The following is a 16,385-nucleotide window of genomic DNA, read 5'->3' as shown; positions in this document are numbered from 1 at the left end:
AAAAATAAATGAACAAACCATTAAGAAAGCTCTTAATGGTTTGTTTTTCTAAAAAATATTCTAAAAAATATTCTAAAAATGGTTATTAAAACAGCAAATTTTGTAAAGAGTAGCGGAAAATGGCAAGAATGTCCCGAACCTACAATTCCTGAATATGCTTTCATTGGAAGGTCTAATGTCGGGAAATCGTCATTGATTAATGCAATGATGAATCACAAAGATTTGGCTAAAACATCAGGAACTCCCGGAAAAACTCAACTTATTAATCATTTTTTAGTTAATGAAAGCTGGTATCTGACGGATTTGCCGGGCTATGGTTATGCAAAAGTTTCTAAATCGATCAGAAAAGATTTTGAAAAGCTGATTACCAATTATATATTAAACAGGAGAAACCTGGTCAATCTTTTTGTTTTGGTAGATTCAAGGCATACTCCACAAAAAATTGATTTGGAGTTCATTCAATGGTGTGGAGAAAGTGGAGTTCCGTTTTCTATTGTTTTTACAAAAGTTGATAAATTAAAACCCAATATTGCGATTAAAAATGTAGAAGATTACAAAGCAGAGCTTCACAAAACATGGGAGGACTTACCGGAACTCTATGTAACTTCAGCTGAAAAAAAAGAAGGCTGTGGAGAAATTCTGAATTTTATACAGAAAACAAATGATTTTTTAATACAAAATAATGTGAATTTCGATGAGTAATATTATTTGGAAGATTAAAACTTTCGATGAATTTACCGTTCCTGAATTATATAATGTCCTGAAAGCCAGAGTGGATGTTTTTATCATTGAACAGAATTGCCCTTATCCTGATTTGGATAATTATGATCAAAAGGCAATTCACATTTGGGCGGAGGAAGATGGAGAGGTTTTGGCAAACTGCAGAGTTTTCGATAAAGGAATAAAATATGACGAAGCTTCTTTAGGAAGGGTTTTAACAACTGAAAAGGCGAGAGGAAAAAATTTAGGAAGACAGCTTATAAAATATGCTGTTGAAACGATAGAAAACCGTTTTCATACTTCTGAAATCAGAATTTCTGCACAAGATTATTTATTAAAATTTTACTCTGAATTTGGGTTTGAAGATACAGGAAATAAATATCTGGAAGACGATATTCCACATACGGAAATGTTAAGGAAATAAAAAAGGCGAAGAATTTATCTTCGCTTTTTTGATAGTTATATAGAGAGTTTTTTAGTTTTTATTTGAAATCGCTTTTAAAATAATAGGTTCCAGATTCGACGGAAGATCTGCAGATTTTATCTGATAGTTTTTGATTTTCATTTCTTTAAACCAATTTTCCCAATACTCTTTAATAACATCGCTCTCAAAAGGATTTCCTTTAACTGGATTGATGCCCAAAACAATCACTTCCAGATTATCTAAATCATCATTGGCTTTAATAAAGCCTAAACCATTATCCTGAATTTTTATTTTAAGGTCTGAAGAATTTAGTTTTAATGATTTTACCAATTCAGGAGTCAGATAAGATGTTTTTCTGCCTTCGGAAAACTTAGAATCTTTGTGATAAATATATCCGTCTGTCAAGATGAAAAGAATATTTCTGTGATCATCTTTTATGCAGTAATCTTTCACTTTATTTTTAAAAAATTCCCAAATATCGGAGCCGACATATTGTTTGTCTTTAATTGCCGACTGATAAATCTGTAAAGGCAATGATGAATATTTTTTATCAACCAAATCAATATTATCCTTTGTTGTATTCTTATCAAAGGAGGCTTTCAACTCTTTTGTGAGTTCATTCATTTTTGGGTCAGAAGGTTCAGGATTGAAGAAAACCTGCATCTGATCATCAAGCTGAATTACTTTTTTACCTTTTATATGTTCCAAAAATCCTTTATCAATAGCTTTAATGTATTCGATATCTCGTTGAAAATATTCCATTGTAGGATTGGGATTTTTTTCAGGATCAATTCTGTCTGAAAGATCAATTAAAACGCTGACGTTTAAATTTTTCGAATTAGATGGGTTATTGACAGGAACAGAACCTCCCGAAGCCTGTTCTTTTGGTTTTCCGCATTGGATGAAAATGGCGGAAGAAATTAATAAATAAAATATTTTTTTCATAACAGTTTTTTAAAGAATAGACATGTACACGGAGTTTTGACTGTCAGAATTAGCTCCCACTTTATTGAGATTATACGTATATTGCTTCTTACATTCTTCAATCATTTCCTGTTTTACAGGATAAGAAATCGCCAGTTTTTCACTGATAAATGTAATCCAGCCCTGCATATATTCCGAAGCATATAACTTGTAGTCTTTCGTAGGAATAATGGTCCCGTCAATAATATTCTGTAGCTCTTCAATCCTTCCTTTTGCTTTGGCTATCAGTTCTTTGATGTTTCCGATGTTATTTCTTGTTTCATCTCTTTGTTTTTCAAAATCCTGAATTTTTTCCTGATGAATCAAAATGTCTTTCTGCCTCTTTGACTGCTCGTGTTTGATTTTATCTTTTTCTTTATTTTCTTTCATCACAAAGTCAAAAACGAGCCCCCAGATAATGTAAACAATAAATCCGGCGAAAATAATCCCCCAAAATTGATTTTTAGTGAAAGCAATTGAAAGATCAAAAGGAGGAGAGTCGAAGGTTTTGTTTAATTCGTATAGTTTTGATTCGATTTCGTAAGCCAAAATAGCGTCAAAAACGAATGTGATGATAAAAAGTAAGGCAACTTTAGAATAATTGGTAAAGCTTTTATTTTCTCCAAACATGTGAATCAAATATCCTAATCCTAAAAACACAAACGGAATCAATGTAACGAAAGCTCCCTCCAAAGGACCTTCGTCCCAAGCTTTGTTGAAAGCCTGCGCATCCAAAACGCTTTGAATAATATTTCCATTGGCATCAAAGCTTTTGAAAAAAGCGGAATACGATGTCGAAATATAAAAGGTGAAGAGATACAGGCTTATCGGAATCAGAATAATTAAACCAATCCAAAACTTTGTAGAAGCTCCTTTTGTTGCTTTTACATTATAGGCTTCTGGATTTCGGGGCAAATCATTAATTTCAAATTTTATTTTTTCAATTTTACGCTGAACATTTTCAATGTCTTCCCCGATGTTTTTTAGCTGGTCTTCTTTGTTGTCCAGAGAAACAGTCAGTCCTTTGATTTCTGTTTCTTTATTCTTTTGTTCGTTGAGATAAGGTTCTTTTAGTTTATGCTGTTTTTCAACGAGTTCCTTTTCCTCATTTTGAAATTTGGAATAAATGGCATCAAGGCAAATTGATAAGGCTGTATGATTTCCGCTGTTTCTGGAACTGTCCCGATAACCGGATTCATGATATGTTCTTTTCCTGCTTTCTTCCGTAGATTCAGAATTGGGTTCGAAATCAGACTTTACAGAATTATCTTTGGAATTATCAATTGGAACGGGCTTTAATCGGAATAGGTTTTTAATATTGGATGTCATAGTATTCATGGTTTATTAATTTTTTAGGTCATTAAGAATGTCGGTTTTAGTTTTTCCCTGCTTTACCGCTTCAATGAAATAATCAACGATGTCTTTCGTATTTTCTTCCATGAAACCAAACATTGTAACATATTTTTCCAACGTGGAATATTCATTTTCAGAAACCACACCATCTGCCCAAACCATTACGGTAAGGTCGTAGAGGGATTCTACTTTTTCTTCTACGGTTTCCGGAACTAATGATTTTGAATTAAGGGGGTTTAAAAGAATTTCATCTAAATCTTTTGAAGAAATCCCTCGTTCTTCCGCTGATTTATAAAGCATTTTAAGTTCTTGTGTGCTGAAATCGTCATCGCAGATCGCCATTTGGTATAATCTTAGAAAATGTGCTTTGAGTTTTTCGGGTATTTGTATTGTTTCCATAGGTTTTTATTTAATTATTCGGTCCCGGGTCCTTGATGGGACTTCTTTGGATTCGATGTCGATGATTTCGGGTTCTTTTACTTTCTTTTTTGGGATCAAAGTGGAAAAATAATAGAAGAATAAAAGCCCGACGAGAATATCAATAATAATCCAAAACGGCTTTAAATAATAATAAATCGGGATAATTGGATTGAAAAGGATAAAAATGAGGGTAAAAGCAATCAGCCAAAAACTTCTGCTCCTGAATTCATTGAAAATGATGATGAGCGCCATCAATGAAACTAAAATTCTGAGGAAAGTATAGTAACCGAAAGGTAAATCTATAATTCCGGCGAAGCAGCAGAGTGCGGCCACTATGATAAGATATTTCATGGTTATTAGTTTTTAGTCGGGCTTTAAGGTTTATCTACAGCTTGAGCAATATGATCGGTCTACATATTCTTTGCTGCTTCCAGCCATATAATAGCATCCACCTCTTTCACCAACATATAATTTATGACCGTTATAAGAGCATCCTCCACTTTGGAAATATGATCTTGAAGATTTAGATTTTGCTTTATTTCTTTTGGCTTTTCTGCTTTTTTTACTCTTGCTTTTCTTCGCTGAAAGTTCAGTTGCAGAAGTTGTACTGTTAGTAGATGCCGAAAATGATACAGGTAATAATAAGCCTAGACCCAACAGGCTTGTAAATAGTAGTTTTTTCATGGATAAAAAAGATTTTGTTAATTATAAATTTCTAATGTTTGATGAAGTTCGTTTCGGAAGTTATATATTTCATCAAGAGTATTCAGCTGCATTTTCTCTCCGGAATCTTTTCCGTTGTGAAATAGTTCCAGATATTTGTTAGTAGTATTAAAATGTAGTCTGCAAATAGGTTTTCTGTTGTTATCATCCAACAAAACTCCAAAATATGATTGCGTATCTCTTGGTGCAATCCTTTCAGAAGGAATTTTTTCTCTTAAGATGGCTTTTACAATTTGAAACCCTTCAGTTTCTTCTTCTGTTGTGACAAATTTTGGGATTTCAATATTTTCATCAACAGGTTTGATATTTTTATCATCGTGCTTCTCGATCTGTTCATTGATGCTTAAAGCTGATTTTAATCTGAAACTAATCGATTCATTGATTGATGTAGTCAAAGCCTTTTTAGTATATTCTTTAAAAGCAATCATTCTATTTGCAGTCAATGGCTTATCAAAAAAACGATTTACCAGCAGCCTGACTATTTCATCGGAAGGATTTTCTATTTCTTTTTCAAACTCTTTCCGAATGGCTTTAATATATTTTAATGCTTCCGCAGAATCTAAAATACTTTCAAGATTGTAACCTGTTTTGGTAAAGCTTTCAAGAATTTTGATAGCGCTGTCTTTTAAATCTTCGAGATTTATGGTAAGAAATGGTTTTTCATCCATAATATTAGGTTTCTCAAGATCAGTATAAAAATTGTAAATGATACCGTTGGTAAGAATTCCAAATCGGGTTTTCGAGACATGATAATAGCGGTGAAGCTGGGAATTATGTGCATCTGCACTTTCTTTCCAGTGCTTGCATTCGATGATTAAAATAGGGTTGTCATCATTTTTGATCACATAATCTACCTTTTCTCCTTTTTTGGTTCCGATATCACAAATATGTTCTGGAACGACTTCCGTAGGATTAAAAATATCATATCCCAAAATCTGTATAAAAGGCATTACAAAAGCATTTTTTGTAGCTTCTTCTGTCGAAATCTGGTCTTTTAGTCCAACTACTCGCTGGTGTAATTGCTCAAGTTTAATTTTAAGATCCATTGTTTGTTTTTTAAATAGTTTCATCAATAACTTCCGCAAGCGGAGCATTTTTTTTTACAGACTCAATTCCGTTTTCCATGCCTGATTTCGAATTGTAAAGCTGACTTTTACCAATGATTTCTCCATTTCTCGCTTTTAAAACAAAATAATCTTTGTTGTTTACCGAAATTCTTCTTTCGTATCTTGAATCGTCCTGAGAATTTACTCGTACAGACTCAATTCCTTTTTGACAAGATGCTTTTTGAACGTAACCTTCGCTGGTTAAAATAATTTCTCCATTTCCGGCTTTTAGGTTGAATTGATATTCGTTATTAACTCTTCGTGTGATAATGAATTTTCCCATAATTGTTTTTAATTTTAATACTCCAAAAGTATAACCCTTTAAAAGCCAATCCTTACGGGAAACCGTAAAACAAAAAAACCTTTCAAAAAAGCTGAAAGGTTTGTATAAAATATATATTGATAAAGGTTTAAATAATACCCAAATCTTTGCAAAAAGCAACCAATTGTTGGTTACTTGTGACTTCAAGGTCTTCTTTTAAGCTGTTTAATCTTTTTTCGACACTGCTTAAACTATTGGGTTTGATGTCATTTGCTTTAAGGTAAGCGGGAATATTTTTTTGTAAAACGCCTTGAGATAAAAGAGAAACCAGAGTGATATCATAGGAGGTAAACTCATAACTGTTAAGTCTTTTTACGTCTTGTTTCAGATCCAGAGAGAGATAATTTTCATTCACATAAACAGAAGCGATAGCTTTTTTCAGGTCTTTTGAGTCATTTCGTGCCTTTCGAACATAACCATTGATTTTTGTCTCAGTGAAAAGGGAATCAATAATACCGGATTTATGTTCGGCGGAAAAAACAATCACTTTTAATTCTGGCTGTAATTTTCTGATTTCATCTACAAGTTCTTTCCCGTCTTTAATATTTTGATCCCGATGGTCATCTTCATAATAGAGATCGGTAATCAATAAATCGTAAGGCTCTTTTTCCCTGATGGATCTTTGTACTTTGGCTAATGCATCATCACAATAATATACATAGTCAACATTTGGAACGTTGAGTTCTTCTAATGTTTTCTGAACTGAAATACTAATGCTTTCGTGGTCTTCGGCTATTAAAATTTTTTTGAACATTTTTAGTCTTTTTTTTAAGATGTAGGAATTGAGAGGGTGATTCTCAGCCCTTTTTCTGTTGTGGTGTCAAAAATAATTTTTCCATTCAGATTTTCAATACGGGATCCCGTATTTGTGAGTCCGTTTTTGCGGATAATATCTCCGGAAATGCCTATTCCATTGTCTGTATACTGGATTTCTATACTGTTATTAATTTTTTCAAATTTAAAAACTACCCTGTCTGCCTGACTGTGTTTTTTCATATTCACCAAAAGTTCACGTATGATTTGGTAAAGTTCTTCTTTTGCTGGGGAGCTTAAGCCAATCCAAATATTTTTGTTGTTTCCGGCGATATAAGTATTTACGATGTCATTTTTAAAAGAACCAATAAGCTCAGAAATTTTCTGTTCAAAAGCTATTTCTTCTTTAGAATTGATCTTTTCGTAAGAAATGTCTCTAGATTTTTCATAGACAAATTCCAGTTCGTCAAGCGCTTCGTCTTTATCAAAGTGTTCCTGATTCTCAATCTTTGTCATCACCTGATAAATTCCATTAGCAACTACATCATGAACTTTTTTAGACATCTTTAATTCTGTGTTTTTTACTTCGAGTTCTTTTTCTTGTTTTAGTCTTATCTGTCTTCTTCTGTACCAAATTATAATGATGATTATGGCTATAATTAAACCTACTAAAAGAAAATATTGTTGTAGAATATAGTTTTCCTTTTCGATTGCATCTGCTTTTAGAGCCAAATTTTCCGCTTTTTCTTTTTCTATTCCATATCGAAAATAAGCAAACTGATTTTTTGCACGATTTCTAGATATAATAAGACTATCATTAAGAATTTGATAAACCTTAAAATATTCCGAAAAATTCTTAGGCTCCATTTCTATAAGTTTATTTAATGCTTGAAGTTTATCTTCCGGATTTTTTAGAATTATAGCTGTCTGGAACATTTTTCGTGCGTAAAAAAAAGCTTTACTTTTATCTTTATTTTTAAAATATTCGGATAAAGTAGAGTAGCTAGAATTTAATCCTTCTGTGTCTTTATTGTTTTGTCTTATTTCTAAAGCTTTATAAAATTCATTTAAGGGATTATAACTTTTATCTTCCATAAATTTTGCTTTAGCTAGATTATTTAGGGCTCTAGCATACTCTATGCTATCTTTAATTAAAATTGCATGTTTTAAATATTCTAATGCTTGCCTTGAATCGTTTTCTTTCAATAAAGAAACAGCTAAATTATTATAATAAGTATATTTTGTTTTATTATTAATTGAATATCTGATTGCATCTTTATAACATTTGATTGCTTCATCATAGTTATACATATAGTAATATGCTATTCCCATATTATTATAACTAGCGGCAAGATCTCGGCTCACAATGCTGTCTTTAATATTAGAAAGAAACTTATTGGCCTCAATTGAGGTTTCAATGGAACCATAGAAATCTCCCTTTTTTGTCTCAATAATTGCCATATTTACTAAACATTGACCTGCTCTTAGCGAATCATTGTTTTTAATATATTCATCCTTTGCTAATGTGTAATAGTAGAAAGCTGAATCGGTAATATTTTTATTTCTAAGTTCTCTTGCATGAGCATGTAAGGAGTTTTCTTGTCTAGAGTTTTCTTGTGAGGGTTCCTTTTTTGAACATGAAGTTAAAACCAGTGATATTATTAATAATATTATTTTTTTCATAGTTATAGTTCTATAATGCAAAGTAGTGAAAAGGACAGATTTATACAATCTGTCCTTCTGTTATTATGGAGTTGTGAAAGGTGGAGGTGTTTGCCCCGTATCTCCTGTTGTTCCTCCTCCGCTTCCGGGTCCCCCTTCTCCGTTTCCTAAACTTGGATTGTTGGTTTGCAGTGTCAATGGTGTTTGATTGTTATTACATGCCGCTGTATTGGCATTATTATTTGAAAATGCTAAACCTAATAGCATTAATATAAACTGGATCATTTCCTTAGAATTTAATTGTTAGCTTTAGGTGCTTCTTCCTTGTGAAACAGATCACAAGCAGGGTTGCACGTTTTTTTTAAAATTTTGAAGCGCTTCTTAAATTTTTAGGGAAGTGAACCATCAAAAACGGAAGAGAAACAGCTGCTTCCCAATCCAGAGTTTTCCTCCGTTTTATCTGGCTTTTTTGAAATCAGTTTTGTAAATTTGTTTTTATAATGTTTTGTTTATCACTGATTTCTGAAGCAAAGATGAAACAAATCGGCAGGCGAGTGTTAGACAAAGTATGGACATCGATGGACACGAAAATGGAAAAATTGTCTTACGGAAAACCGTAATGCGACACGGTCAAAAATTATCTATTTTGTATTGCCCTTAAAAAACTAATTATGTCCAAAAGAAAACTATTGATCAATGAGGTCTTTAATAAGGCAAAAGAGGATTCTGAAAAAGATACTAAAAGTGGTTTAGCATTTTATCTTTGGGGAAAACTTGAAGAATTATTGGATTTTAAAATTTCGGAAAAAACTTTAGTTAGGTATTATGAAGCTTTTGTTGAGAAGAATGATGATATTGGAATAGATCCATATAAGCTAGATAAACTGAGTCAATATTTAGGCTACAAAGACTTCGCTGATTTCTCCAGAACATTTGTAAAGAAAGATAAAGAAGCTAACAAAACAACCGTCAAAATAAGCGTTGATAGAGACGAAGAGTCAATTACTGAAAAGCTTTCTAATATAATTATCAACATTACAAATGAGCAAAACTTCAAAATGCCTGAGTTTATGAAGAAAAACGGAATGGGTATTATGGAAATAGCTCTGCTGGTTTGCCTTGTTACGGGAAGTGTTGTTTTTTCACATCCAAAGAAGAAGACCTATGGTTTTGCCGGAATTTTACCAACGTTGGAATGTATGTATTGGGATGGAAGTGAGTATAAATTAGTAGATTGTAATAATAAGAACCCTCTTTTTGATAAAAAAATTCCTATAGATGAGGTTGAATTACAATTTTTTAAGAGAATTTTGCGAAAAGATACATTGACCGTTGAAAATGCTGTTGGAAAAACCTGGTATTCAAAATACAACGGAGAAGTTGAATTTTTTACAAAAGACGGAATAGATCCCGGCACAGGAAAAGAATTGAGAAAATCAACTCCTTTTATGATTAGTAAATATGCTGGTCAGCAATCTGATTCAGTAGAAATTGAGGAATAAGTTTTTGCATAAAAAACCACAAAGTATAAAATACCCTGTGGTTTATATAAATAGAATTTGTTTGTTTTTATTCAGCACTCAACATCCCAAGTTCTCCGAAATGTTTTTTGAATTTCTGAATTTTCGGACCAACTACGGCACTACAATAGGGCTGAGTTGGATTTTCGTTGTAATATCCTTGGTGATACTGTTCAGCAGGCCAAAATTTATCGAATTTTGTTAATTCTGTTACGTAAGTTCCAGGCCATCTTCCAGATTCCTGAGAAGTTTTAATTGCTTTTTCGGCCTTAGCTTTTTCGGTGTCATCTTTATAGTAAATTACCGAGCGATATTGCGTCCCGATATCATTTCCCTGTCTGTTGAGCTGAGTAGGGTCATGAAGGAAAAAGAATACATCCATTAATTGTTCATAAGAAATAATTGCCGGATCATAAGTGATTTGTACCACTTCTGCGTGCCCTGTTTCACCTGTGCAAACTTCCTCATAAGTTGGGTTGTCCTTATGACCTCCGGAATATCCAGAAACTGCAGATTGTACTCCTTTTAGCATATTAAAACAGCTTTCCACACACCAGAAACATCCGCCACCGAAAGTGATTTGTTCTAAATTATTGTTATCCATTTTAGGTTGATTATTAAATTGAAAAAACTAATCAAAAGTATGAAAAACTTTTCCATTTTATGATGAAAGCAATCTTGTAAAGAAAATGGCATTAATAGATTTCACAAATAATAAAAACAAAAAAGCATCCTCAAAAGAATGCTCAATATTATTAAAAGAAATTTAAATTATTTTTCCCAAACCAAAGCACTTGCACCAAGAATAGCTGCATCTGCTTCATCCAGTTCACTGAAAACCAATTTCACTTTATTTCTGAAAATTGGAAGAAGGTTTCTTTCCATATGAAGTTTTGCTGGTTTCAAAATAAAATCACCTGCTTTAATAACTCCTCCAAATAAAAGAATAGCTTCCGGTGATGAGAACATCACGAAATTTGCCAATGCTTCACCTAATTTCTGCCCCGTATATCTGAATACTTCAATAGCAATTAAATCACCTTTTAAAGCACATTCGTGAACTGTTTTAGAATTGATTTCTTCTTCAGGGAATTGACTTAGCATAGATTCCGGAAATTCAGCTCTCATTTTTTTTGCCGTAATAGCAATTCCTGTTGCTGATGCATAAGCTTCCAAGCTTCCTTCAGAACCTGTACTCCAGTGTTTTCTTCCTCCTGGTTTTACAATCGTGTGACCTAGTTCTCCTGCAAATCCGTCATGTCCGTAGATTAATTTTCCGCTTGATACAATTCCGCTTCCTACACCTGTTCCTAAAGTGATCATAATGAAATCTTTCATTCCGCGTGCTGCCCCGAAAAGCATTTCACCATAAGCAGCAGCATTTGCATCATTAGTAACCGTTGCAGGCAGACCAAATTTTTCAGTCATCAATTTACCAAAAGGAATCACGCCTTTCCATGGTAAATTCGGAGCCTGCTCAATTGTTCCTGTATAATAATTGCCATTGGGAGCTCCAATCCCGATTCCATCAAAAGTTCTCTCTTTGCTGTGCCTTTCGATTAGAGGATAAATGTTTTCGTATAAAGCATCGATGTACTGTTCTACAGTTTCATAGGCATCTGTACGCAGATTTCCTTTTTCAAGAACTTCACCTCGGTGATTTACAACTCCAAATTTAGTATTAGTCCCTCCAATATCAATTCCAAGGGCAACGTTTTTTGATAAATCTAGTAATGACATTTCTATTCTTAAATTCTAAAGGGTTAAAATTATAAAAAAGATTGTATTAATAGATTATTAACTAGACATTTATTTTTAAAAAAAAATTAAGCCGTTTTCGGCGTTTTCTTTTTTCTTCTTCCCCACCAAACCAAGAAGCCGGTTACGGGTAATGAGGCACATATCAAACTCACAACAAAAGCAATGATCTTTGTAGGTAATCCCAAAATAGATCCTACATGAATATCATAATTGGCTCCAACTGCTTTTTCTCCGAAATTTTTGTCTTTCATGTCGTGAGTGTGAAGCAATTCTCCTGAATTTTCATCAAAGATTAAACTGCTGCTTTTATGATAAGAATAGGATAAGTGCTTTACATATACTTCAAAATTCGGGTGCTCATGATCGTCCATGTGCTCATGTCCCAAATCAATTGAGAAACCATAAGAATCAGGGTATTTTGCTTTTACGGTATTGCTGATTTTATCTAAAGTTCCTTCATTTCGCAATTCAATAGGAGCTTTTGTTTTGATGTGTGAAAAGTCAGGATATTTTGTTTCACCACCCGAAAAAACCACATAAATCATCGCCTGAACAATGAAAAATGCATAGAAAAGCCCCGTAATGGAAAAGATTAAAGCAAAAATAGATGCATAAAATCCTAAAACGTTGTGAAGGTCATAATTTTTTCGTTTCCAGCTTTTTACGTTTTGCCATTTGAAAGAGAAACGTTGTTTTCTGGCTGCTTTGTTTTTCGGCCACCAAAGAATAATACCGGAAATCAGCATAATAATAAAGATAATTACCGGAATCCCTACAAGATAAGTTCCCCAGTCCTGTTTTAATAAATAACTCCAGTGAATCATTTTTACAATCTGAAAAAAGCCGTTTTTCTCGTCGTAAGTTCTTAAAACCTTTCCGTCGTAGGGGTTTACATAAGCGACTTTATAGATGGGGAATTCATCAAAATAATTCCAGCCTTTTGGGTTATGTTCATACCAATAAAAAAGATAAGACATCTTCTTATCAATAGGAATATTTACCCAGTGAACAGGATATTTTTCCTTTACCTGCTCAACGACAGATTTTTCTAAAACACGAATCGGAAGAACCTGCTTTTGCTCGATATTCTTCTCGTTGTGATAGATAACATCTTTTCTGGTCAGGTTTTCAATTTCATCTTTAAAAACATACAGTGCACCGGTAATGGATATAATAAAAATTAAAAAACCAATACCTAAGCCCAACCACAAATGCAGTTTTCCTGTCCATTTTTTAAAAACGCTAGGTTTCTTTTTGTGATGTTTTTTCTTCATTATTCTTTAAAGTTCAGCAAAGATAATTTTTTAATTTTTATTTAGAATCATTTAAAATTTGTATTCAATCATAAATGTACCTCTCATTCCTAAAGCATTGGTAAAGTCGGCATCTCTTGCTCCCCACCATGCGATTGCAGGCTGATATGTTTTATTAAATACATTTTCGATACCTAGAGATACTTTCCAGTTTTTATTTACATCATAGCTGGATTTGAAGTTGAAGACTGTATATTCAGGGGCTCTTCCTTCTCCATAAACATACAGACCAGTTTTTGTATTCGGTTGAAATCTGTTTTGCTCAAAAGCGTGAAGCATATCAAGCCCGATTGACAAAGCTTGGGTAGGTCTCACCTGAACATACGCTAAAACTTTTGGCGCAGAAATTCTGCTGTTGTTAATTTTTGTTGAGTAATCACCATCGTCTTTAAGGGAAGTGATACCTTCCATCCAGCTATAGCTTCCTCCGAAATTTATCCATCTTACAGGAGTGAAATGTAGAAAACCCTCCACACCATAAACGATTTCCGGGGCTCTCTGAATGGTTAAAGCTCTGTCCGGGCTTTGGATAAAGGTTGCGCCCAACTTCGAAGTGCTTACGTAAGAAGTAATTTCATAATTTACCCATTTTGTAATCTGCCCTGTTGCCCCAAATTCGTAGTTATTTACAATGATAGGTTTGGTTTCAAGATTTTGAATGGTTTCAGACGTTGAGGTTCTCAAAATTCTACCCAATTCATTGATAGAGTAGGCTTGTGAGAAGCTTCCGAATAGATTGATGTAATTTTCGATATTATAACGAACTCCGATGTTTCCAACAAATGCGTTATACTTTAAATTTCCTCCTTTTACAAAAATACTTTGAGTAAATGTTCCGTCACTTTTAATGGTGGAAAGTGTGTTGAAATCTCCAACTTTAACTTTCATATTTTCGTATCGCAGACCTCCTTTAATTGTTAATTTTTTAAGTAAATCAATTTTAACTAAAGCAAAAGGAGCTATATTTGTCATATTCATATCCGGAGTCCAGTAGCGGCCGTCTTCCAGCTTTTGAACGGTTTGGTCATTTAAAACATCCAAACCGTAGATAATTTCAGCCTGAGAATTTTGAGCATTCCAAAGTTGAGTATCTAAATTAACCCTCGCACCGCCTTTTTTAGAAATAACGTTTGACTGGCCTCCATTCAGGAAAGTATCACTATACCCGTAAACGGTTCTAAAGTCTTGGTAATAAAGATTTATGTTTAAAGCTGTTCTGTTCCAAAGGTTTTTGTTGTCGTAGCTTAATTTATAGTTGTGGTTTCTTGGCGTTCCCTGAGGTGTAGTTTCCAGACCTTGACCTAAACCTTCTCCAATAGTAGGAGTAACACCGTATTTTCCTGTTTTTAAGCCTAAATTTAAATCAGATTTTGAAGCATATCCAATGTATGAAGCTTCAATTCTTTGATTATCATTAATGTTATAGCCTAACTTTAACATTCCGTTATAGTTATCCATTTTTGATGTGCTATACGTAGGGCTTAAATATGTTCCGTCAGCATCTTTCATATAACCAGTTCTTTCGTACGCAAAAGAAGCTACATAATCGAATTTTTTAGCAAAATTTCCTGATAAAAGTTGGCTCGCCCTATATCCTAAAGTTCCTCCATAAGGCTGCCCTGTAATACCAACTTGAGTGATACCGGAAATCTTTTTATCTGATTTGTTTTTTCGTGTAATATAATTGATGATACCTCCGTCTGCGCCGTTTCCGTAGATGGAAGATGCTCCTTTGATAACTTCAATTCTTTCAATAACAGTCGGGTCAATTACCCTTAAGTCTCTTGCTCCGTTTCGAAGTGGGGTAGATTGCGGAATACCGTCAATCAAAACCAAAACCTGCCGGCCTCTCAATGTTTGACCTGTGTTTGAAGTCTGTCCGGAACTTGTTGCCAGACTCGGGACTGTATATTGTAGAATGCTTGTAATATCTGAATTGACAGTTAACTGAGACTGTACCTGCTTTTCACCGACAATCGTAATAGAACTGGGAATTTCCTTGATGTTTTCCTTTTTTCTTGAAGCCGTTAATACTACTTCTTCAACGTTTTTTGTCTGTAAAGTATCCTTAACTTGGGCAAAAGTAGTAACTGCTCCCAAACAAGCTACCGATAAAAGAGCCTTTTTCATTATATTTTTTTCTTTCCTTTTTTTTGTTTTCCCCACCAAATCAGAAATCCCGTAACGGGTAATGATGTGCAGATAAGCCCCGTCAAAAACCAGATGATTTTTCCGAATAATCCAAAGTATGAACCTGTATGAATGTCATAATTGGCATTGGCATATTGTTCTGCGTTATTAAGCTGTTGATGTGGTTTATTTGATAATAATTTTCCCGAATATTTATCGAAAGTAAGCTGATTTCTTTCACTGAATCTGCCGTCTTGCTGATAAACTGAAACAGGAATGTTTTTTAATTCTTTTCCTTTTTTATTTTTTCCATTTAATGGAACTCTGAAACCTGATGATTCAGGATACAGTTTTTTTGTCTCCTGGACAGCAATATCAAATACAGAATTGTTTTTTGCTAAAAGTGAATCGGGAGATTTGATTTCTTTTTCTTTTGGAAGTTCCAACGAACCTGACAATGTGAAGTTAAAAACATTTTTCACCCAGGGATAAGCAAAATAAATTCCTGAGAGGCTTATTAGTAAGGCAATAAAAGAAGCATAAAACCCTAAAACATTATGAAGGTCGTAGTTTTTACGCTTCCATGTTTTTACGTTTTTCCAATCAAATGAAAAACGGCCCTTTCTCATTTTCTTATTCCGAGGCCACCAAAGTATAATTCCTGTAATCAACATGATAATGAATAATACTACTGGAATTCCTATCACGTATTTTCCCCAATCTGCCTTTAATAATAAACTCCAGTGGATAGATTTTAAAATAGGGAAGAGGTCATATTTTTCATTATAAATGGCTAAAATTTCGCCTGTGTATTGATTAACATACACAGATTTGAAAACTTTTATTTCCTGAAAGTAATTCCATCCTTTTTTATCTTTTTCGTAATAGAGAAATTCGTAAGATTTGTTTCTATCTAAAGGAATTTCTAGTGAACTGATTGGGTATTTTTCATTAGCTTCTAAAGAAACTTTTTCTTTCAGAATTTCAATAGGTAAAGGTGTTGGGGTTACCGTTTCTGGTTTTACATACATGGCATCTTTTCGGATGGCACCCTGTATTTCGTCCTTAAAAACATACATTGTTCCCGTTAAAGAAACAATAAACACAATAATACCAACGGACAAGCCAAACCACAAATGCAGTTTGGCGGACCATTTTTTTGTAAATGAAGGCTTTTTATGATGATGTTTTTTCTTCATTAAAATAAACTATTCC

Annotated in this window: 18 protein-coding genes; 3 read left to right on the top strand and 15 right to left on the bottom strand. The window is 33.5% G+C overall.

Annotation, left to right across the window (positions count from 1 at the left end):
* Positions 1-78: 78 nt before the first annotated feature.
* Both yihA and ACM39_RS01090 read left to right on the top strand, forming a co-directional pair.
* Entirely contained in the window at positions 79-702 is a 624-nt protein-coding gene (yihA, locus tag ACM39_RS01095; protein ID WP_048509167.1) for a ribosome biogenesis GTP-binding protein YihA/YsxC, read from the top strand.
* Positions 695-1,144: a GNAT family N-acetyltransferase gene (locus ACM39_RS01090; protein WP_048509166.1), complete on the top strand. Its 450-nt coding sequence runs from the start codon at positions 695-697 to the stop codon at positions 1,142-1,144. Before yihA ends, ACM39_RS01090 begins: the two co-directional genes overlap by 8 nt.
* 51 nt (positions 1,145-1,195) lie before the next feature.
* On the opposite strand, the gene ACM39_RS01085 is transcribed toward ACM39_RS01090, so the two are convergent.
* From ACM39_RS01085 to ACM39_RS01040, 10 genes are all read right to left on the bottom strand, one after another.
* On the bottom strand, positions 1,196-2,089 hold the full coding sequence (locus ACM39_RS01085) for a hypothetical protein (RefSeq protein ID WP_048509165.1): 894 nt from the start codon (positions 2,087-2,089) through the stop codon (positions 1,196-1,198).
* Positions 2,090-2,098: 9 nt separating this feature from the next.
* The gene (locus tag ACM39_RS01080; protein ID WP_185097440.1) at positions 2,099-3,445 is read right to left on the bottom strand and encodes a beta-carotene 15,15'-monooxygenase; all 1,347 of its coding nucleotides are present in this window, start codon (positions 3,443-3,445) and stop codon (positions 2,099-2,101) included.
* A 6-nt stretch (positions 3,446-3,451) separates the two neighbouring features.
* Positions 3,452-3,859, bottom strand: coding sequence for a hypothetical protein (locus tag ACM39_RS01075; RefSeq protein ID WP_048509164.1), 408 nt, complete (start codon positions 3,857-3,859; stop codon positions 3,452-3,454).
* A 6-nt stretch (positions 3,860-3,865) separates the two neighbouring features.
* Positions 3,866-4,231, bottom strand: coding sequence for a DUF6804 family protein (locus ACM39_RS01070; protein ID WP_048509163.1), 366 nt, complete (start codon positions 4,229-4,231; stop codon positions 3,866-3,868).
* A 30-nt stretch (positions 4,232-4,261) separates the two neighbouring features.
* Positions 4,262-4,564 carry a hypothetical protein gene (locus ACM39_RS01065; protein WP_048509162.1) on the bottom strand — a complete coding sequence of 101 codons (303 nt, stop codon included), beginning with the start codon at positions 4,562-4,564 and terminating at the stop codon, positions 4,262-4,264.
* A 17-nt stretch (positions 4,565-4,581) separates the two neighbouring features.
* On the bottom strand, positions 4,582-5,649 hold the full coding sequence (locus tag ACM39_RS01060; protein WP_048509501.1) for a type I restriction endonuclease: 1,068 nt from the start codon (positions 5,647-5,649) through the stop codon (positions 4,582-4,584).
* A gap of 10 nt (positions 5,650-5,659) precedes the next feature.
* The gene (locus ACM39_RS01055) at positions 5,660-5,992 is read right to left on the bottom strand and encodes a YegP family protein (RefSeq protein ID WP_048509500.1); all 333 of its coding nucleotides are present in this window, start codon (positions 5,990-5,992) and stop codon (positions 5,660-5,662) included.
* Between the two features lie 127 nt (positions 5,993-6,119).
* Positions 6,120-6,785, bottom strand: coding sequence for a response regulator (locus ACM39_RS01050; RefSeq protein ID WP_048509161.1), 666 nt, complete (start codon positions 6,783-6,785; stop codon positions 6,120-6,122).
* 14 nt (positions 6,786-6,799) lie between these two features.
* Positions 6,800-8,467 carry a tetratricopeptide repeat protein gene (locus ACM39_RS01045; RefSeq protein WP_048509160.1) on the bottom strand — a complete coding sequence of 556 codons (1,668 nt, stop codon included), beginning with the start codon at positions 8,465-8,467 and terminating at the stop codon, positions 6,800-6,802.
* A gap of 63 nt (positions 8,468-8,530) precedes the next feature.
* A complete protein-coding gene (locus tag ACM39_RS01040; protein ID WP_131701386.1) occupies positions 8,531-8,731 on the bottom strand; it encodes a hypothetical protein in 201 nt (66 codons plus the stop codon).
* A 386-nt stretch (positions 8,732-9,117) separates the two neighbouring features.
* Between ACM39_RS01040 and ACM39_RS01035 the strand changes: the two genes are divergently transcribed.
* Complete coding sequence (locus ACM39_RS01035; protein ID WP_048509158.1) at positions 9,118-9,948, top strand: hypothetical protein; 831 nt, start codon at positions 9,118-9,120, stop codon at positions 9,946-9,948.
* 67 nt (positions 9,949-10,015) lie between these two features.
* Here the strand turns inward: ACM39_RS01035 and msrA are convergent, their stop codons facing one another.
* The 5 genes from msrA to ACM39_RS01010 all read right to left on the bottom strand — a co-directional run bounded on the left by msrA (position 10,016) and on the right by ACM39_RS01010 (position 16,369).
* Positions 10,016-10,570 (bottom strand): peptide-methionine (S)-S-oxide reductase MsrA, encoded by a 555-nt coding sequence (gene msrA, locus ACM39_RS01030; RefSeq protein WP_048509157.1) that lies wholly within the window; start codon positions 10,568-10,570, stop codon positions 10,016-10,018.
* A 167-nt stretch (positions 10,571-10,737) separates the two neighbouring features.
* Positions 10,738-11,706 (bottom strand): ROK family protein, encoded by a 969-nt coding sequence (locus tag ACM39_RS01025; RefSeq protein WP_048509156.1) that lies wholly within the window; start codon positions 11,704-11,706, stop codon positions 10,738-10,740.
* 86 nt (positions 11,707-11,792) lie between these two features.
* Complete coding sequence (locus ACM39_RS01020; protein ID WP_048509155.1) at positions 11,793-13,001, bottom strand: PepSY-associated TM helix domain-containing protein; 1,209 nt, start codon at positions 12,999-13,001, stop codon at positions 11,793-11,795.
* 51 nt (positions 13,002-13,052) lie between these two features.
* Positions 13,053-15,170 carry a TonB-dependent receptor gene (locus tag ACM39_RS01015; RefSeq protein WP_048509499.1) on the bottom strand — a complete coding sequence of 706 codons (2,118 nt, stop codon included), beginning with the start codon at positions 15,168-15,170 and terminating at the stop codon, positions 13,053-13,055.
* On the bottom strand, positions 15,170-16,369 hold the full coding sequence (locus tag ACM39_RS01010; RefSeq protein ID WP_048509154.1) for a PepSY-associated TM helix domain-containing protein: 1,200 nt from the start codon (positions 16,367-16,369) through the stop codon (positions 15,170-15,172). The genes ACM39_RS01015 and ACM39_RS01010 overlap by 1 nt, the downstream gene beginning before the upstream one ends.
* Positions 16,370-16,385: the final 16 nt, after the last annotated feature.

The sequence above is a fragment of the Chryseobacterium sp. FH2 genome (assembly GCF_001045455.1).
Lineage (GTDB): Bacteria > Bacteroidota > Bacteroidia > Flavobacteriales > Weeksellaceae > Chryseobacterium.
This window is presented reverse-complemented; position numbering and strand designations above follow the sequence as displayed.